The sequence below is a fragment of the Mycobacterium sp. WUMAC-067 genome (genome assembly GCF_020217485.1).
Lineage (GTDB): Bacteria > Actinomycetota > Actinomycetes > Mycobacteriales > Mycobacteriaceae > Mycobacterium.
Genome location: NZ_JAEKMI010000043.1, coordinates 19,100 through 37,977 on the forward strand (window position 1 = coordinate 19,100; position 18,878 = coordinate 37,977).

At 69.8% G+C, this 18,878-nt stretch carries 16 protein-coding genes and 1 pseudogene; 7 read left to right on the forward strand and 10 right to left on the reverse strand.

Annotated elements, in window-relative coordinates; genetic code table 11:
• Window positions 1-25: 25 nt before the first annotated feature.
• The 3 genes and pseudogenes from JF781_RS22475 to JF781_RS22485 all read right to left on the reverse strand — a co-directional run bounded on the left by JF781_RS22475 (window position 26) and on the right by JF781_RS22485 (window position 3,982).
• Window positions 26-2,200 (reverse strand): acyltransferase family protein, encoded by a 2,175-nt coding sequence (locus JF781_RS22475; protein ID WP_225329693.1) that lies wholly within the window; start codon window positions 2,198-2,200, stop codon window positions 26-28.
• Window positions 2,201-2,558: 358 nt separating this feature from the next.
• A pseudogene (gene ripD, locus JF781_RS22480) lies at window positions 2,559-3,212 on the reverse strand (NlpC/P60 family peptidoglycan-binding protein RipD); the annotation flags it as partial.
• 332 nt (window positions 3,213-3,544) lie between these two features.
• Window positions 3,545-3,982, reverse strand: a complete 438-nt coding sequence (locus tag JF781_RS22485) for a hypothetical protein (protein ID WP_225329692.1) — start codon at window positions 3,980-3,982, stop codon at window positions 3,545-3,547.
• Between the two features lie 62 nt (window positions 3,983-4,044).
• Here JF781_RS22485 and JF781_RS22490 point away from each other — a divergent pair, with 62 nt between their 5' ends.
• The 4 genes from JF781_RS22490 (at window position 4,045) to JF781_RS22505 (ending at window position 7,767) form a co-directional block, all read left to right on the forward strand.
• Window positions 4,045-5,349, forward strand: a complete 1,305-nt coding sequence (locus JF781_RS22490; protein ID WP_225329691.1) for an adenosylmethionine--8-amino-7-oxononanoate transaminase — start codon at window positions 4,045-4,047, stop codon at window positions 5,347-5,349.
• Between the two features lie 61 nt (window positions 5,350-5,410).
• Window positions 5,411-6,568 carry an 8-amino-7-oxononanoate synthase gene (locus tag JF781_RS22495; RefSeq protein ID WP_225329690.1) on the forward strand — a complete coding sequence of 386 codons (1,158 nt, stop codon included), beginning with the start codon at window positions 5,411-5,413 and terminating at the stop codon, window positions 6,566-6,568.
• Between the two features lie 9 nt (window positions 6,569-6,577).
• Complete coding sequence (gene bioD, locus JF781_RS22500) at window positions 6,578-7,258, forward strand: dethiobiotin synthase (protein ID WP_225329689.1); 681 nt, start codon at window positions 6,578-6,580, stop codon at window positions 7,256-7,258.
• Window positions 7,258-7,767, forward strand: a complete 510-nt coding sequence (locus JF781_RS22505; protein ID WP_225329688.1) for a 2'-5' RNA ligase family protein — start codon at window positions 7,258-7,260, stop codon at window positions 7,765-7,767. The genes bioD and JF781_RS22505 overlap by 1 nt, the downstream gene beginning before the upstream one ends.
• Here JF781_RS22505 and JF781_RS22510 read toward each other — a convergent pair.
• The 6 genes from JF781_RS22510 to JF781_RS22535 form a co-directional block, all read right to left on the reverse strand.
• Entirely contained in the window at window positions 7,764-9,134 is a 1,371-nt protein-coding gene (locus JF781_RS22510; protein WP_225329687.1) for a mechanosensitive ion channel domain-containing protein, read from the reverse strand. The genes JF781_RS22505 and JF781_RS22510 overlap by 4 nt on opposite strands.
• Window positions 9,135-9,183: 49 nt before the next feature.
• Entirely contained in the window at window positions 9,184-11,367 is a 2,184-nt protein-coding gene (locus JF781_RS22515; protein ID WP_225329686.1) for an adenylate/guanylate cyclase domain-containing protein, read from the reverse strand.
• 51 nt (window positions 11,368-11,418) lie between these two features.
• Window positions 11,419-12,783, reverse strand: coding sequence for a hypothetical protein (locus JF781_RS22520; RefSeq protein ID WP_225329685.1), 1,365 nt, complete (start codon window positions 12,781-12,783; stop codon window positions 11,419-11,421).
• Window positions 12,780-13,142 carry a hypothetical protein gene (locus JF781_RS22525; protein WP_225329684.1) on the reverse strand — a complete coding sequence of 121 codons (363 nt, stop codon included), beginning with the start codon at window positions 13,140-13,142 and terminating at the stop codon, window positions 12,780-12,782. Before JF781_RS22525 ends, JF781_RS22520 begins: the two co-directional genes overlap by 4 nt.
• 4 nt (window positions 13,143-13,146) lie before the next feature.
• Window positions 13,147-14,979, reverse strand: a complete 1,833-nt coding sequence (locus JF781_RS22530) for a hypothetical protein (protein WP_225329683.1) — start codon at window positions 14,977-14,979, stop codon at window positions 13,147-13,149.
• 114 nt (window positions 14,980-15,093) lie between these two features.
• Complete coding sequence (locus JF781_RS22535; protein ID WP_225329682.1) at window positions 15,094-15,285, reverse strand: hypothetical protein; 192 nt, start codon at window positions 15,283-15,285, stop codon at window positions 15,094-15,096.
• 134 nt (window positions 15,286-15,419) lie between these two features.
• Here JF781_RS22535 and bioB point away from each other — a divergent pair, with 134 nt between their 5' ends.
• From bioB to JF781_RS22550, 3 genes are read left to right on the forward strand one after another with little or no spacing between them, the layout of a single operon-like run.
• Window positions 15,420-16,457 carry a biotin synthase BioB gene (gene bioB, locus JF781_RS22540; RefSeq protein WP_225329681.1) on the forward strand — a complete coding sequence of 346 codons (1,038 nt, stop codon included), beginning with the start codon at window positions 15,420-15,422 and terminating at the stop codon, window positions 16,455-16,457.
• A 30-nt stretch (window positions 16,458-16,487) separates the two neighbouring features.
• Window positions 16,488-16,715 carry a hypothetical protein gene (locus JF781_RS22545; RefSeq protein ID WP_225329680.1) on the forward strand — a complete coding sequence of 76 codons (228 nt, stop codon included), beginning with the start codon at window positions 16,488-16,490 and terminating at the stop codon, window positions 16,713-16,715.
• On the forward strand, window positions 16,712-17,383 hold the full coding sequence (locus tag JF781_RS22550) for a DUF2567 domain-containing protein (RefSeq protein WP_374109738.1): 672 nt from the start codon (window positions 16,712-16,714) through the stop codon (window positions 17,381-17,383). The genes JF781_RS22545 and JF781_RS22550 overlap by 4 nt, the downstream gene beginning before the upstream one ends.
• Here JF781_RS22550 and JF781_RS22555 read toward each other — a convergent pair.
• Window positions 17,378-18,718, reverse strand: a complete 1,341-nt coding sequence (locus JF781_RS22555; RefSeq protein ID WP_225329679.1) for a lipase family protein — start codon at window positions 18,716-18,718, stop codon at window positions 17,378-17,380. The genes JF781_RS22550 and JF781_RS22555 overlap by 6 nt on opposite strands.
• Between the last annotated feature and the right edge of the window lie 160 nt (window positions 18,719-18,878).

An 18,878-nucleotide genomic window follows, 5' to 3' on the forward strand; every position in this document is an offset into this window, starting at 1 on the left:
AACGTACGGCTGTCCGCGAGGCGGCTCACCACCACCCGGTGTTGTCGGCGATCTGGCGGCCCAGTTCCGGCGCCATGGTCCGCATGTACGTGGGGGACAGGTGATGGGCGCCGTGATAGACGAGGATGTTGCCCTCGACGGGTCGGCAGACGTCGGCGCGGCAGATCGCATCCGACATGTCGAGCACCTTGAGCAGCGGGAACTGGGTGACGAAGTCGAGGGTCTGATTGCGGTCGGAGAGCAAATCGGACCGCTTGATCGCGCAGGACTGCGCGGTGGCGCCCCGTTTGGCCAGGCAGTCCGCCGGGTCGAACGGCTGGCCGTTCTTCACCAGCCACGGGGTGTCGCGCATCCCGAGGATGGGAATGTTGTTGTCGGACAACGTTTGCCAGATCCCGACATAGGTGGCCGGCATCACGTCGCCGGACTTGATGTTCCACGGCCGGGTCGTCGTGGTGAACACGTAGTCGGGCCGGTCGGTGACCAGCTTGGTCATCGTCTCCTGCACCCACTCGCGGCACTGTGGGTAGGGGGCGTTGTTGCCCATGATCAGCGGGACCTGCTCGGTCGACAGCGGGCAGCCCATCTTGAGGTAGGTCACGACCTTGAAGTGATGCAGCTTGCCCAGCATGTCCAGCGCGGGCAGCCAGTGCTCGGCGTGCGAACCGCCCGCCAGCGCGATCGTGCGCTCGGCGGTCGCATCGCCGTAGGTGCAGTTGACCACCGCCGGGTTGACGAAGTCGCTGATGCACCCGTCCTTGGTCGAGGCGGGCAGGTCCTGTTTGACCTCCAAGACCGTGGGCCGCATCGGCAACGCCGGCACGCGCACGTGTTCGGTCAGGGCCCGCGCGCCGGGATAGTCCTGCGGGTTGAGGACGCTGAGCTCCTTGCCCGCCGACCGCAACACCGTGACGTGCTGGCGCCACGTGAACGACGTCGCCGTCAGCGTCACGCCCAGCAGCACGACCGCCGATCCCAGCACCAGCGTCGGCCGCCGGACGCGGGCCAGCCAGCGGGTCGTCGTCACGGCCGGACGGGGCGCCGGTTTCGAGGACGCGCGGTAGCGCAGCGGGTCCTCGACGAGCCGGTTGGTCAGATACGCCAGCACCCCGGACACCAGCAGCAACACCGCGCCCTCGAGGAACGTGGCGTGCTTGTGGCCGCTGTAGGACAGCCAGAAGATCAGCAGCGGCCAATGCCAGAGGTAGAGCGAATACGCCATGGCGCCCAGCTCGACCAGCGGGCGCGTCGCCAGCAGCCGGTTGGGCAGCGGCAACCGGCCCTCGCCCGTCACGCCGGCCCCGACGAGGATCAGCAGCATGGCGGCGCCGACGGGCACCAGGGCCCACGGGCCCGGGAACTCCCGCACGCCGTCGATCAGCGCCCCGCACGACAGCACCGCGCCCAGCGCGACCGTGGCCAGCACCGTGCGCAACCACATGGGCCAGCGGATGCGGGTCACCAGCGCTCCAACCAGGGCGCCCAGCAGCAACTCCCAGCCGCGGGCGAAGCTGTCGTAATAGGCGGCCGTCTGGTTCTCCTGGTGCGCGACGATCGCGTAGACGAACGAGGCCACCGTCAGCGCGCTCAGCACCACCAGGAACAGGGTCCGCAACCGGGCGCCGGGCGCGCGCCGGAACAGGTAGGCCAGGCCGGCGATCAGTACCAGGAAGCTGACGTAGAACTGGCCCTGCACCGACATTGACCAGATGTGCTGCAGGGGGCTGACGGCCTCGCCCGCCCGCAGGTAGTCGGACGCGGTGTTGGCCAACTCCCAGTTCTGGTAGTAGCCGAGGCTGGCGAGGCTTTGGTCGGCGAAGGTCTCCCAGCGGGTTTCCGGCTGAACCAGGATGGTGAGCACCGCGCATCCGGCCAGCACGACGACGAGGGCCGGAACCAGGCGACGCACGAGCCGGATCACCTCGGCCACCGGCGACAAGGTCACCGCCGGGTTCAATGCGGCGCGAATCACCTTGCCGCCGAAGAAGAATCCGGACAGCGCCAGGAACACGTCGACGCCGCCGGAGACCCGGCCGAACCAGACGTGGAAGACGGCCACCAGCGCGATCGCGATGCCGCGCAAGCCGTCGAGGTCGTGGCGATAGAACCCCTGCGATCCCCACGATCCCGCCGTGCGCGCCCCCTCAGCGCCCGGATCGGTGGCGGCGACCGGTGCGGAAGAACGTGTCGGGGTCTGCATGATCGATCGCTAATTTACCCAAAACCCGCCACCCGTTCCCGACCGCGCGCGGCGGGGGAGCAGGTGGCGGGCGCCCGAAGGCAGCGAACGACCGTGGGAATTACCGGGTCAGACCGGCGCCGGCCGGCTGCAACGGGGCCTGCTGGGCGGGCAACTGCTGTACGGGTGCCTGCTGCAGCGGCGCCTGCTGCGCCGGTGCGAGCTGCAGCGGGGCGCGCTGGGTGGGCACCTGCTGGGCCGGCGCCTGTTGCGTCGGGACCTGCTGCAGCGGGGCCTGTTGGGTCGGCGCCTGCTGGAGCGGGGCCTGTTGCGTCGGGACCTGTTGCAGCGGCGCCTGCTGGGTCGGCAGTTGCTGCTGCGGCGCTTGCGTGAACGGCGACTGCTGTACCGGCGCCTGCTGCAGGGGGGCCTGTTGGGTCGGCGCCTGCTGGAGCGGGGCCTGTTGGGTGGGCGCCTGCTGGAGCGGTGTCTGCTGGGTGGGCAGCTGCTGCGCCGGGGCCTGTGGCGTCGGCGCGGAGGCCCCGAGGATGCGGACCATGTAGGGGGTCATGCCATTGGCGCGCACCGGCGAGACCTGCACGACGTCACCGACCTCGAGCATCTGGTTGTTGCCCAGGTACATCGCGACGCTCTGCGTGCCCTCGGGGCCGTAGAAGATCAGGTCACCTTTGCGGGCCTGCTGCGGCAGGATCTTCTGGCCGACCCGGTAGATCGCCCCGGAGGAGCGCGGCAGCTTGACGCCGGCGCCGGCGTAGGCGTACTGCATCAGCCCCGAGGCGTCGAACCCAACGGTGTTGATGCCGGTACCGGTGCCGCGGGTGGGGCCGTTGATGCCGCCGCCGGCCCAGGAGAACGGCACGCCGCGTTGCGACAGGCCGCGGGCGACCACCACGTCGGTGGCCTGCTGATAGTCCATCGATCTGGCGCCCGGGTCGGCGGTCGCGACGGTGGGAACCACCATCGGCGCCCCGAACAGGGCCAAACCGATCGCGAAGGCGTAGATGCGTTTCATTTTCCCGGCCTCTCAGGCGCTCGTGGGGCCTCGACGCGGTGACCTCGCGCGTCCGCCCCCGGTTCATGAACCAAGCGACGGCCCCCACGCTGGGGCCGCGCCGTCCATGGCACTTGCGAAGTGAACCGGCTCGTCAGACCGCCGTATTCACATCAGTCACAACAGCCACTTTGACAACAGAAGGTGTTAGCCGCCAGGCCCCCAGGGGATTATTTGTCGTACCGTGACCGGACGGTGACTGGCGCGGCCCAATCCCGTATGCGCAGTTGTGATTTCGGTCTCAGCCGGCTACGGCGTGGCGGTGCCGTCACGGGGTGGCGACGGCGGCCCGATCACAGCCAATAGCGTTCGCTGAACAGGGTCAGCAGCGTTCCGGCCGCCGAGCTGACCAAGATCAAGGCCAGGGCCAGCACCGGCCAGAATGACATGTACCAGCCCTTCAGGATGGACACGACCGGGCCGATCACCGCGGCGGTGAGGGCCGCGCCGATCCCGCCCCACACCACCGGGTGGATGTACAGGTCCAGCCCAAAGGGCACCGGCCCGCAGGTCTCGTCCGCGCAGACGTTTGTCAGGAAGCCGAAAAGGCGCGACGGCCACGGCGTCGCCGCGGCCAGCACGGCGAGCAGGACCAGCAGGGTGACGGTGCACACGACGTCCCACGCCGCCAGCCGCACCCGAATCACCCGGGGCGCCGCGGGGGCTTCCGCGTCGTAGTCGACCGGGACGGGTGGGGGTCCTGCGCTGTCGGGCTGGTGCGGCGTGGCCATGATGTCTCATGCTTCCCGACGGCCCGGGTTTGCGCGAATCGGCTGCTTTACCCTCGATCACTATGCCCGCGGCCAAGGCCGGGCTGACGCCCGAGCAGATCAGCGCGATCGACGCCGCGCACCTGTGGCACCCGTACAGCACCATCGGCGCCGAATCCATTGCACCCGTCGTCGCCGTCGGAGCCCGCGGCGCCCGGCTGACCCTGATCCGCGACGGCGAGCGCGTCGAGGCGCTCGACGCCATGAGCTCCTGGTGGACCGCGATCCACGGGCACGGCCACCCGGTGCTGGACGCGGCCCTGTCCGCCCAGCTCGGCGCGATGAACCACGTCATGTTCGGCGGGCTGACCCACGAACCCGCGGCCCAACTGGCCCAGCTGCTCGTCGAGATCACCCCCGCCGGCCTGGACACGGTGTTCTTCAGCGACTCCGGGTCCGTGTCGGTGGAGGTGGCGGTGAAGATGGCGCTGCAGTACTGGCGCAGCCTCCACCGGCCCGGCAAGCACCGGCTGATGACCTGGCGCGGCGGCTACCACGGCGACACCTTCACCCCGATGAGCGTCTGCGACCCCGACGGCGGCATGCATTCGCTGTGGACCGACATCCTGGCCCGGCAGGTCTTCGCCCCGCAGGTGCCCCGCGACTACGACGCCGCCTACAGCGCGGCGTTCGAAGCGCAACTGGCCCGGCACGCCGACGAACTGGCCGCGGTCATCGTCGAACCCGTCGTGCAGGGTGCGGGCGGCATGCGCTTCCACGACCCCCGGTACCTGCGTGACCTGCGCGAGATCTGCCGCCGCCACGACGTGCTGCTGATCTTCGACGAGATCGCCACCGGCTTCGGCCGCACCGGCGAGCTCTTCGCCGCCGACCACGCCGGCGTCAGCCCCGACATCATGTGCGTCGGCAAGGCGCTGACCGGCGGGTACCTGAGCCTGGCCGCCACGCTGTGCACCACCGACATCGCCCACACCATCAGCTCCGGCGAGGCCGGCGCGCTGATGCACGGGCCCACGTTCATGGCCAACGCGCTGGCGTGCGCGGTGTCGGTGGCCAGCGTCGAGGTGCTGCTCGGCCAGGATTGGCGCGCGCGGGTCGCCGAGATCGGCGCCGGGCTGGCCGCCGGGCTCGAAGCCGCCCGGCCGCTGCCTGGCGTGACCGACGTCCGGGTGTGCGGGGCCATCGGCGTCATCGAATGCGCGCGGCCCGTCGACCTGGCCGTCGCCACCCCGGCGGCGCTGGACCACGGCGTCTGGCTGCGCCCCTTTCGCAACCTGGTCTACGCGATGCCGCCCTACATCTGCACGCCCGACGAGATCTCCGGGATCACCTCGGCGATGGTGCAGGTCGCACAACTCGTCGGCTAGCAGTGGCGACCCGCTGCGCCCGGCTCCGCCGCGCTGGCGATCGCCACTAGGCTGAGCCCCTATGAACGCCTCCCCGCAGGCACCGATCGACGTCTCCCCGCTGGCCTGGCTGGAGGCGGTGGAACGGCAGCGCCGCGCGGCCGGGCTGCGCCGCGCGCTGCGGCCGCGCCCCGCCGTGGCCACCGAGCTGGACCTGGCCTCCAACGACTATCTGGGGCTGTCCCAACACCCCGACGTGATCGACGGTGGGGTCGCCGCGCTGCGCATGTGGGGCGCCGGCGCGACCGGGTCCCGCCTGGTCACCGGCGACACCGAACTGCACGAGGAATTCGAGTCCGAGCTCGCCGACTACGTCGGGGCGGCCGCGGGCTTGCTGTTCTCCTCCGGCTACGCGGCCAACCTGGGGGCGGTCGTCGGTCTGTCCGGCCGGGGCTCGCTGCTGGTGTCCGACGAGTTTTCGCACGCCTCGCTGGTCGACGCCTGCCGGCTGTCGCGGGCGCGGGTGGCCGTGACGCCGCATCGCGACGTCGGCGCCGTAGAGGCCGCGCTGCGCGCGCGCGACGAGGAACGCGCGGTCGTCCTCACCGAATCGGTGTTCAGCACCGACGGCGCCCTGGCGCCGCTCCGCGAATTGCATGAGGTCTGCCGCCGGCACCGCGCCCTGCTCATCGTCGACGAGGCGCACGGCCTCGGGGTGCGCGGCGGCGGGCGCGGGCTGCTGCACGAGGTCGGGCTGGCCGGGGCGCCGGACGTGGTCATGACCACCACGCTGTCCAAGGCGCTGGGCAGCCAGGGCGGCGCGGTGCTCGGGCCGGCGTCGGTGCGCGCCCATCTGATCGACGCGGCGCGCACGTTCATCTTCGACACCGGCCTGGCCCCGGCGGCGGCGGGGGCGGCGCGCGCCGCGCTGCGGGTGCTGCGGGCCGAACCGTGGCGTGCGGACGCGGTGCTGCGCCACGCCGGCATCCTGGCCGAGGTCTGCGGGGTGCGCGAGCGACCGCGATCGGCGGTGGTGTCGGTGATCCTGGGCGACCCGGACGTGGCGGTGGCCGCCGCGACCGCCTGCCTGGACGCGGGGGTGCGCGTCGGGTGCTTCCGGCCGCCGACCGTGCCCGCCGGCACCTCGCGGCTACGGCTGACCGCGCGCGCGTCGCTGGACGCCGACGAGCTGGAGGTCGCGCGCCGGGTGCTCACCGATGTGCTCGCCGGACTTGGCTAGGGCACACCGGTGACGGTCCTGGTCGTCACCGGCACCGACACCGGGGTCGGCAAGACGGTCGTCACCGCGGCGCTGGCATGCCACGCCCGCCAGGCCGGCATCGACGTGGCGGTGTGCAAGCCGGTCCAGACCGGCACCGACTGCGGCGACGACGACCTCGCGGAGGTGGGCCGGCTGTCTGGGGTGACCGAGCTGGCCGGGTTCGCCCGGTATCCGCAACCGCTGGCGCCGGTGGCCGCGGCCGAGCAGGCCGGGACGCCGTTACCCACCCGCGAGCAGCTGTTGGCGCTCGTCGGGGAGTTGGACCGGCCGGGCCGGCTGACGCTGGTCGAGGGCGCCGGGGGACTGCTGGTCGAGCTCGGCGAAAACGGTGTCACCGCACGCGATCTCGCCGTCGCGCTGGGCGCGGCGGTGCTGGTGGTGGTCAGCCCGTCGCTGGGCACCCTCAACCACACCGCCCTGACGCTGGAATCACTTGCTGCGCAGCGCCTTTCGTGTGCCGGGCTGGTGATCGGCGCCTGGCCCGCGCGCCCGGGGGTGGTGGAGACGTCCAATCGGTCCGCGCTGGCCCGGCTGGCCGCGGTGCGCGCCGCGCTGCCCGCCGGGGCGGCGTCGATGGACGCCGCCGGCTTCGCGGCGCTGTGCGCGGGCGCATTCGACCGCGACTGGGTCACCGCACTGGTCGGCTGATGGTCCACTCCATCGAGCTGATCTTCGACCGCGACACCGAGGCCGCGATCCGCAACATCTGGGAGGCGTTGGCCGCGGCGGGAATTCCCAGCCAGGCGCCGGCCAGCCGCCCGCACGTGACACTGGCGGTCGCCGAGGGCATCGCCGCCGACGTCGACGCGTTGCTGCACCCGGTGAGCGACCAGCTGCCGCTGCGCTGCCTCATCGGCGCGCCGGTGTTGTTCGGCCGCGGCAGCGCCGTTTTCGCCCGACTCGTGGTGCCGACCGGCGAGCTGTTGGCCCTGCACGCCCGGGCGCACCGGTTGTGCGCCCCGCATCTGGTGCCCGGCCCGATGCCCAACAGCCTGCCCGATCAGTGGACCGCGCACGTCACCATGGCCCGCCGGGTGGGCGGCGCCCAGCTCGGGCGCGCGTTGCGCATCGCGGGCCGGCCCGCCCAGATCGAGGGCAGCTTCGCGGGGTTGCGCCGCTGGGACGGCAACAAGAAGGTCGAGCACCTGATCGGCTAGCCGACGGCGAGCACGCCCTCCTGCGCCATGGCCTCGTGCACCCTGGCGCGTCGCTTGTCGATCGTGCGACCCAGGTCTTGCAGCAGCAACGGCTTGCCCGTCACCAATTCGACGAGGTGGTCGCGATCGATCTCCAGCGCGGTCACCTCGTCGATCGCCTGCGCGTCGGCCAGGTTGGGTTGCCGGGTCAGCGCGGTCACCCCCAGGAACGAACCCTCGTCGAGGCCGCCGACCGCGACCGACGTTCCGTCCTTGGCGGTCGCGGTCAACCGCACGCCGCCCGCGAGCAAGAACGTCATCCTGTCGGGAACCCGGCCGGCGTGCTCGACGACCTCGTTCGCCCCGTAGCGAACGATCCTGGCGTGCGATACCAAGGCCTGCTGATCCGGTTGGCTCAGCCGCAGCGCCGGGGCCACCACCGTCCGCAGGGCCTTCTCGATGTGCTCGGCCGTCGAGATGTCGTCTTCGGCGCCATCGAGGCGCAGGCCCTCGCGCCGCGCGGCGTACCAGAGCCAACGCAGAAACGTCGCCTGCGCGGCGGAATCGTCGGCGGGCGATTTCAATCCGACGGTGAGGAGATACTCGGCGGCCCCGACGGGCGCCGCAGACGCCACCGCGTTGGGCCGGCGCTGCGGCAGCGCGTTGGCCACCCGCTCCAGCAATGCGCATACCCGGTCGGGCGGGTCCACCTCGGAAAACGTTGTAGTGATTGCCAATTGGTGGCCGCCGGGTGGGCGGCTGAGGTTGGTGAACGAGGTGGTGGCCAGCACCGAGTTCGGGGTGATCTGTAGCCCGCGGCCGGTCTGGATGTGAACGGATCGCCAGTTCGCCTCCACGATCCGGCCGCGGGCCGCGGGGGTGTCCAGCCAGTCGCCGATCCGGAAGGGCTGTTCGAACAACATGAACAGCCCCGACACGATCTGGCCGACGGAATTCTGCAGCATCAGCCCGATGACCACCGAGGTCACACCCAGCGCGGTGAACAGGCCGCCGACGCGAACGCCCCACACGTAGGAGAAAATGACCGCCAGCCCGACCCCGATCAGCAGGAATCGGGTCACGTCGAGGAAGATGCCCGGGATCCGCTGGCGCCACGTCCCTTGCGGCGCGCCCTCGAACACGGTCGCGTTGAGCCCGGACAGCAGCAGCACCAACACCACGAAGCCGAACACCGTCGCGAGCACCCGAACCGACGTGAACTGCGCCGGCATTCGCGCCACGTTGACCAGCAGCACCAGCAGGGCGCCCAGCGGGATCAGGTAACTGCGCAACAGGAACGCGGGCCGGGCCAGGGGGCTGTTCTTGCGGACCAGGCTCTGATGCCATTCGGTGAGGGCGATCAGCAGCAGCGGCAGGCCGACGACCACACCGGCGGCCTAGTACAGCGACGAGTCCATGGATGCCACGGCGCTGCCCCTATCCTTCCGACAACTTCCAGATCTGCTGCTCGACGCCGCCGACGGTGACGGTGCCCGCCGGCGTGAATTGATGGATGTCGTGCATCACCTCGTACACCTTCGAGGTGACGTAGATTCCCGTTTGCGTTGTGCTGCTGCGTGTTTGATAAGCCAGATTGACGGCCGCACCCCACATGTCGTAGACGATGCTGGAGCGTCCGACCAGGCCGCTGATGACGTTTCCCGTGTTGATGCCGGCCCGCAGGGCCAGGTGGTAGCCCGTCCGGGCGTTGAAGCGCGCGATGATGTCTTTCATCTCGATGGCGAATTCGACGGTGCGGTGCACGCTGTCCAGGCGGGGGAAGTTCAGCCCGCAGCTGGCGAGGTAGCCGTTGTGCAGTGTGCGAATCGGCTCGATACCAAGGTTTTCGGCCGCTGAGTCGAGTTCCCGGATCAGCTCGTCGACGATGCCCACCAATTCGCGGCCGGAAAGCCTGCCCGAGATCTCGTCGAGGCCGACGAGGTCGGCGAAGATGACGGTGACGTCCTGGTGCTCCTGGGCGATCGTCTGTTCACCCTCGCGGTAACGCTGCGCAACCGACTCGGGCATCAACGACCCGAGCAGCCGGTCGTTTTCCTTGCGCTGCTCGCCCAGCAGCCCTTCCTTGATCTGAAGTTTGCGGCTCATCTCGTTGAAAGCGGCAGTGAGTTCACCGATTTCATCGCGGGAGGTGACCGGGATCGCGACGTCGTAGTTGCCGGCGCCGATCTCCTGGGCGCCGGCCTGCAACCTGCGGATGGGCCGCACGAAGATCTGCGCGACCAGCAGCGCCGCCACACAGATCACGAAAACCATTGCGGTGGTGGTGATCACGAGCGTCTGGGTGAGCGACATGACCCGGGCGTTGGCCTCGGCGGTTTCCCTGGTCGCGACGATCGACCAGTGCAGGTCGGAATTCGGCACGGACAGTGGGGCGTAGGCCGCGAGTTCCCGGCGGCCCAGATAGCTGGTGTCGGTGAGGGTTCCGGTCTCCCCGCGTTCCGCGGCGCGCACGGCCGCGGTGGCCACGGGCTGGACCAGCGTCGTGCCGCCCCATCTGATCGCCGTGTCGACGGTGTCGGGCCGGGTTCCGGCCGCCAACGCCTCGGTTTTGTAGCGCTGGGGGTCCTCGAGGAATAACCGTGAATCGGAGCGCATCAGGTTGTCCGGGCCGGCGAGATATGTTTCGCCGGTGTCGCCCATGCCGGCGGATTTCCACTGCTTGTCGGCGGTCATGATCCGATTCACCTTGGAGATCGGCAGGGGCAGCGCCAGCACTCCGGCCGCGCTGCCGGATGGACCGATCGGTGCCGTCAACCATGCGATGGGCTGACCGAGTTGGGGCTGATAGGGCGCAAAGTCGGTGATCCACACGAAGTTCACCGAGTTGGCGGCCATCGCCTTCTCGTAGGCGTCGCGCAGGTTGGATTGACGGTACGGGCCGGTGCGGACGTTGGTACCGAGGGACGCGGATTTCCGCACGCTGTAAACCACGTTGCCGCGGGTGTCCAGCAGCAGCGCATCCCGGTACTCGAATCGGGTCGCGATCTCGCGAAAGTAGTCGTTGAAGCGCGCATTGGCGGCCGACCAGGCGCTGCCGTCGCCGGCGTCGTCGGGTGGGCCGCCCGTTTGATTCGAGGACCGACTCGCCGCGACGGTGTAGTGCGCCTGCAGGTATCTCTGTGAGTTGTTGCTGGGCAACACCGCGTCGAGGGCAAGCTTCTTGCCGGTGTCGCGCTCGATCGGTTTGATCAGCCTCTCGTTGTAGAAGTCCACCAGCGCGCGTTGCTGCCCGGGGTCCACGGGGGCGTTGGCCAGCTGGTCGAAGCCGGCGGTGAACTCGTGCACCGCGTCGAGTGCGGTGGTTCCGCGGCTGTAGACGACCAGCGAATCCGACAGATCCGAGAACAGCGTCTCGATGGCCCGCTTCTGCGCCGCCCGCATCTGGGTCATCCGGTCGGTAGCCGCGGGCAACAGCGCGTTGCGGGCCGCGACGTACTCGACCGTTCCGATCACTCCCAGCGACGCCAGGCTGGACACCAGCAGCATCAGCATCACTTTGGACTGAATGCTGAATCGGGACAGCGTTCGCGGGCGTCGCCACGTCTTTCGGGCCGGGTTCTGCTCGTCCGGGGGTACCGGCTCGGTCGAGCGCCGCGACATCAAACGAGTTCGGTCAGGGATCGCGTTACGTTGGAGCGCACGCCGCAACGCCTACCCACCGAAGAGAAGATACAAACCGGTGAACGTGTAGCCGACCATCACCAGCATCATGGTCAACTGCCCGGTGAGCTGATGGCCGGCGGGCAGCAGCCGCAGGGCTTTGTCGTGGGCGGCGATCACCGCGACGATGTGCCCGGTGACCACGCAGGTCACCTTGATCGCGGCCAGCACCGGCGGGTGCATGGACAACACGTAGGCCACGTGTAAGTGGGCCAGGCCGAACAGGTTCCAGCCTCGGCCGAACGGGTCGGCCAGCGCGAACACCGCCTGCTGTCCGCGCTCCACCAAATACGACAGGTAGTGCGCGAAGATGTAGCCCACCACGATCGGGATCAGCGAATGCGCCATCTGGCCGGGCAATTCGCGGCGCCGCTCGCGGTCCACGCCGCCCGTGGCGCGCGCGGCCAGCGAAAACGTCACCGCCACAACGGAAATGAACACGATCAGTCCGATGGTGCGCAGCGCCGACGATGCCACCGTGGGGGACACCCCGAAGTCGCGCGTGAGCCGATCGGCGAAGCCGCGCCAGGTCGGCGACGACGAGAAGCTGTCGAACGCCGTGGACCCGAGCAGCACCGCCAGCAGCACCACGACGCCAGGGCGCACCGGCAGCGACGGCAGATGGTCGAGCGGGTTCCCGACGACGACTCTGCCGGTCTCGCGATTGCGGCGAAACGGTGAGAGCCGGGAGACGGCCATGCTGTACACGCCGAAGGGGTCGGCGCGCGCCAGCCAGCGCTGCCCGCACAGCCAGGCCCCGACGAGCATCAGCACCGCGTAGCATCCGATCCACGTTCTGATCCAGGGCAGCGACGCCGAATTCGGGCTGGCCAGCTCCATCCAGACGAAGGCGAACAGGCCCACCGCGGCGGGCCGGTAGCCCCAGCCTTCCGGGTAGGACAGCCGCGGACGTCCGAGCCGCTGCGGCGTGACGCGCCGCAGCAGCAGGTAGATCGTGCGCATGGGCGAAATCACCCGCCACACCGGCCCGACGGCCAACGACAGCGCCACCAATCCGACCCACAGCAGCACGTAGAACGCGCCGAGCAGGGCGTTGGACTCCGAGTCGGGGCCCCATATCCCGGCCGCCACCGCCCACAGCGCGAACGCCAGCGCCAGCGCCGCGGCCGTCGCGCGGCTCGCCCGGGCGTCGACGAACGTCGTCAGCGCCGCCGGCAAGGCCCGGCCCGGCTTGAGTGGGTCAAACCGCGGCTGTCGCCACGCGAACGCGACCAGGGCAAAGGTGAAGGTCAGCGCCCATGCCGCCCCGACCATCGCGTAGGCGTACGGCACCGGAAGGTCACCCGACCCGCCGAGACCATGCGCGAGCACCACCGCCGCGGGGGCGGAGGTCACGGCTGCACTTGGATGGTGGCGATAGTGCGGTCCAGATGGTGCAGTTCCACCGCGACGTTGCCGGGCACGTCGACCGCGAACTCGAACGTCTGGTGGGGCGCGGCCGCGACCTGGAACTTGTGATCGGGCGTCGAATGCACGTGCAGCTCGTCGGTGGCATCGCTGGTCACGTGCAGGGTGATCTGCTGGCGCACCTTGGCCTGCAGCGTGGCGTTGGTCGGGGTCACCTGCCCGTTGGCGATCGTGACGTCGATGACCAGGGGCGCCGCCGGGGACTTGTCGGTGGAACCGCCGCAGCCGACCAGGCCGCAGACCAGCGCCGCCACCCACGCCGCGAGGAGAGTGCCGCGAATCGTCATCGCCTTACGCCGCCCGGGGGACCGGCTGCTTGTCCTCGGCGGGTTCCGGCTCGGTGACGGCGTTGCCGAGCCGCCCGGCGCCCCACGTCAGGCCGGCGATCACCATCAGCGTCATGAACAGCACCACGATCGAGCCGGCGGTGAACAGCCACACCGGCGCGTTCTGGTCGCGTTCGCGCTGCAGGATCGTGATCTCCTGCACGAACGGGCGGTTCATCGCCGACAACGCCGGAACCTCGGGCGCCGGGATCGCCTCGTCGGCCGGTTCGTAGATCGGCACCGCGGTCATCGTGTAGCCGTCCTGAACCCGCAGCAGCGTCTTCCACGTGCCCCACACCGGAAGCGGTCGCGTCGACCGGTAATGGCCGGGACCCACCTTCTCGAGCTCGTCGATCTGTAGACCGCGGTTGTTCTCCATCCGGCCCTGCCAGGACAGGATCGTCACCCACTCCGGATGCTGGCTGACCATGTCGGCCGGTGCGAGTTGGATGTCGGCCGACACCATGCGATGCCCGGGGGCGGCGGGCAGCTCGGTCAGCGTGATGGCGGCGTTGTTCTGGCGCGGCACCACGATATGCAGGCCGTTGGCCACCGCGCCGCCGATCACCAGCACCGTGACGACCACGACCGAGATGCCGGCGGCGCGGCCCGGGAGCCGCTGGCCGGTGAGCACCATGCCGAGCAGCGCGCCGCACATTCCCATCAGCACCGCGACCGGCACCGCCATGGCCAGGGCCTCGCCCCACATGCTGGCCGGCCACGGGTAGTGGTAGACCGCCCCGATCCACAGCGATTCCAGCCACAGCCCGACGGTGCCCACCCCGAGGCCCGCGACGGCCCCAAAAGCGATGGGGCGCTTGAGCAGCGGGGTCAGGGCGATCAACTCGACCGCGAGTGCGGGGCCGAGGTACAGGGGGAACCAGTTGATCGGGGCGCCCAGGATCGGCCCGACCAGCAATGCCACGCCGCCGCGCAGGGCGATGGCGAAGACGGCCGCGATCAGGGCCGCCCCGCGCCCCATGGTGATGCGGGCGGCGACCGCCGCCAGCGCCGCCGCGGCGGCGATCATCATGGGCTGCAGGACGAGGCGGAATTGCTCGACGCCGAAGTCGTATTCGATCTGATAGACCGACAAGCCGATGAACATGCCGCCGAACGACAGGTAGCGCAGGAACGTGATGAACGCGCCGTGCAGCACGTCGGCACCCAGTTGGGCCTCGCCCTCGCGCTCGAGCATCAACACCGCGAACAGCGAAAAGCAGGCGCCGCCGATCATCATCAGATGCGTTGGGCCCCAAAGGGTTACGTCCTGGCCGAAGATGCGGTGCCAGATGTCGTCCAGTGGGAACCCGATCAGCGCGTACAGCCCGCAGCCGGCCATCAGCACTCCGCCGACCGGGGCGTGCCAGTTGCGGGTGATGCGCACGGCCGCCGGGCCGGGCTTGTCGAACGGCAGGACGACCGCCGTCATGCCGCCCAGGAAGATCCCGAACAGTCCGATGATGATGAAGTAGTGCGCCGGGTTGGCCAGCGGGCCGGGGTCGCGGCCGTTGCCGATATGCCAGCTGACGTCCCAGATGAACCCGAACAACGCGCAGATGATCGACGTGGTGAACACCAGCACCGGCAGGGCGACCCAACTGGGCCGGTGGAACTTCTCGCCGACCTTGTCCGCGACCCGGGCCAGCCATGTGATGCGATGCGTGCGGTGGGCGTGGCCCACCCACAGCATCAGCAACGTGATCACCACGGCGGCGATCGAGAGCCCGATCACTTGGTCCAACCCCGCACCGCGCGCCGGTGCCTCAGCAACAATCGTCAGTTCATCCGACCGCATCGTCGTGCCTCCCAACCGCGCCGGGCCGCCCCGGAGGATCCGATAGAAGTCAACCGCTTATTACTGTCAAGTAGGTTTCGTGATTGATTGTTTAATGCCCAGATCCGGCGCGCGTCAATCACGCTCTTGATCGGGCGTGTCGTGTTTCGCCGCGTCTGTGGTGGCCGCCGTGGTGTCGCGGCCTTCCCGGCGGTCGCGCAGCGCGATGTACAAGATCACGGCAACGACGATCACCGCAGGCAGAAACGCCGGCGCGGCCAACAGCAGATAGTGGTGCGCCAAGTATTCGACGTGCGGGGTCACCATGGTCGTATACCCAGGGGTAGGCCGAGTTCTTCGGCCGTTACCCTACTTTGAACACCTTTTCATTCAGGCTGCCACCGGCACGGGGCAGATGTGTCCCCACGCGCGGGCACGAGAAAGAGGCAAGGGAGTACTTGGTGACTCAAGCGGCTACGCGACCGACGGCCGAAACCGGCAACGACGAGGACATCCTGGCGGTGGCCCGCCAACAGGTGCTCGAGGATGGCCAGGGCTTGAGCCGCGACCAGGTCCTGCGGGTGCTGCAGCTGCCCGACGACCGGCTCGACGAACTGCTGGCGCTGGCCCACGAGGTCCGGATGCGCTGGTGCGGCCCCGAGGTCGAGGTCGAGGGCATCATCAGCCTCAAGACCGGCGGCTGCCCCGAGGACTGCCACTTCTGCGCCCAGTCGGGGCTGTTCGAATCGCCGGTGCGCAGCGCCCGGCTGGACATCCCCAGCCTGGTGGAGGCGGCCAAGCAGACCGCCAAGTCCGGCGCCACCGAGTTCTGCATCGTCGCCGCCGTCCGCGGGCCCGACGAGCGGTTGATGGCCCAGGTCGCGGCCGGCATCGAGGCGATCCGCAACGAGGTCGAGATCAACATCGCCTGCTCGCTGGGGATGCTGACGGCCGAGCAGGTGGAACAGCTCTCGGCCATGGGTGTGCACCGCTACAACCACAACCTCGAGACCGCGCGCTCGTACTTCACCAACGTCGTGACCACCCACTCCTGGGAGGAGCGCTGGGAGACGCTGTCGATGGTGCGCGACGCCGGCATGGAGGTGTGCTGCGGCGGGATCCTCGGCATGGGCGAAACCCTCGAGCAGCGCGCCGAATTCGCCGCCGAACTCGCCGAACTCGAACCCGACGAGGTCCCGCTGAACTTCTTCAACCCGCGGCCCGGCACGCCGTTCGGCGACCTGGAGGTGCTGCCGGCCAGCGAGGCGTTGAAGTCCGTCGGCGCATTCCGGCTGGCGCTGCCGCGCGTCATGCTGCGCTTCGCCGGCGGCCGCGAGATCACCCTGGGCGACCTCGGCGCCAAGCAGGGCATTCTGGGCGGCATCAACGCCGTCATCGTCGGCAACTACCTGACCACGCTGGGTCGTCCGGCCGAGGCCGACCTGGAATTGCTCGGCGACCTGCAGATGCCCCTCAAGGGCCTCAACGCCAGTTTGTAAGCCGACACGCCGCGGCTAGGTTGGACACTTGTGGTTGGCGATCTGGGCGCTGCGGTCAGCGCCGGCGTCTACAACGTCTACACCGGGGAATTAGGGGGCACCGCCGTGCCGACAGCGGCCCAGTTGGGTCTTGAGCCGCCCCGGTTCTGCGCGGCATGCGGGCGCCGGATGGTGGTGCAGGTTCGGCCCGACGGTTGGCGGGCGCGCTGCTCGCGGCACGGCGAGGTCGACTCCGCCGACCTGGAGACGCAACGGTGAGTGAGCACGCCAAGGCGGATGCCCCGGATGCCACCGACCCCGCCTCGGTGCCCCGCCGGGCACGGGCGCGCGCGTTCCTGCTCGTCGGCGGGGGCGCGGCGGCGACCGGTCTGCTCATCGGTGCGCTGTGGGCGTGGATCGCGCCGCCGATCCGCGCCGTGGTGGCGCTGACCCGCTCGGGTGAGCGGGTTCACGACTATCTGGGCAATGAGTCCGAGCATTTCTTCGTCGCACCCGCGCTGATGCTGGGCCTGTTGACCGCGCTGGCGGTGGTCGCGTCGGTGTGGGCGTGGCAGTGGCAACAGCACCGCGGCCCGGGCATGGTCGTCGCCCTGTCGCTCGGCTTGCTGACCGCCGCTGCCGTCGCGGCGGCCGTCGGGGCCGCGCTGGTGCGGCTCGGCTACGGCGCCCTGGACTTCGATGCGGTACCGCTGGGCAAGAGCCCGTCCGTCGCGTACGTCACCCAGGCGCCGCCGGTGTTCTTCTCCGACCGTCCGTTGCAGATCGCGGTGAGCCTGTTGTGGCCGGTCGGCGTCGCGGCGCTGGTGTACGCCGTGCGGGTGGCCGCGGACGCCCGTGACGACCTGGGCGCGCTTCCGCCGGCGGCTAAGCCGTCCGATGCGCTGCCGGTGGCAGGGGGCGGCGCGGCGGAAGCGACCGTGTCATAGCGGGCGGCGGCGAATCCTGCGGCCGGTGACCACCTTGGCCGCGATCTTGAGTAGCCGGGCCATGCCGACGTAGGTCATCGGGTTGAACATCGTCGGCCAGGTGGTTCGCACCAGGTGCTCGGTCAGCGGGCGGCCCTCGAAGCGATCCGTCAGCCAGCGCAACGTCATCGGCGCCGACAGCGGGTGCAGCATCATGTGCTCGTTGAACGCGTCGCGGTGGTAGGTGACCCGCGCGCCGCCCGCCGAATACGCGTCGGCCAGCACGTCGATGTCGTGCACGTCGATCAGGTAGTCGTGCACGGCCTGCACGATCAACACCGGGGGTGTCGGGACCGCGGCGCCCAGCTTGATGTGGTCGAAGACGTACGTGACTTCCGGGGTGGACAGGATCTTTTCGAGCGGCTCGTCGAGGTAGTCGCCCATGTTCTTGCCGGCCATGCGCACGACGGCCCCGACGGTCGTCATCTTTTCCAGCGAGTCGAGCAGGGCGCGCCCCTCCTGGTTGGTGTGCTCCCTGATCACCCGGTCCAGGTCGGGATAGATGTGCGCGAGCGCGGCCACCACCAGCGCGGGCAAGCCCGACAGGAAGCTGCCGTTGAGCCGGCGGAAGGTGTTGCCCAGGTCCCCGACGGGCGAGCCCAGCACCGCACCCACGATGTCGAGTTCGGGCGCGTATTCGGCGCACACTTCGGCGGCCCACGCGCTGGCCAGGCCGCCCCCGGAATAACCCCACAGCCCGATCGGGGCCGAGTTGGACAGCCCGAGACGCTCCGAGCTCAGCGCGGCCCGGATGCCGTCCAGGACGCGGTAGCCGGGTTCAAACGGCGCCCCCCACAGGCCGCGCAGGCCCTCGTGGTCGGGCACCGAGACGGCCCAGCCTTCGGCGACGGCGGCGGCGATCAGGAAGAGCTCGAACTGGCCGATCGCCCCGAACGCCTTCGCCCGGCGCCGCAGCGCATAGGACGGGAAACAGCGCGAGGACACGGCGTCGATCGCGCATTGGTACGACAGCACCGGGCAGGGCCGCCCGGGAGCGAGGTCAGCCGGGACGATCACCGTCGTCGCGGTCGCCTCGGGGTCGCCGTTCATGTCCATGGTCCGGTAGAGCAGCTGGACGGCCTTGATGGGCTGCGGGATCAGGCCGAGGAACGCCAGCTCGACATCGCGCGAGCGCAGCACCGTCCCGGGCTCGGCGTGCTGGAAACCCAGCGGCGGCTGGTAGAACGGGTCGTCCGAGGGCAGCAGCGGACGCACCTTGCGCTGCAGTTCCTCGTGGGGCGGCCGGGCGATCCATTCCGCGCCATGCGTGCCTGCCAGGTTGCCGAGCTCAGCCATTGAGGCTCCCTTCGTGGCCACCCGGCATTCTCGCGCACGAACAGCAGGTGGCCAAAACGTCATCGCCGCGTTGTGAGCGACTTCTCGTCACCGCGGGCAGGTCAGACCCGTCAGGGGCGCCGACCGAATTGCGCGTCGCCCGAACGACGCGTTTGTGTCA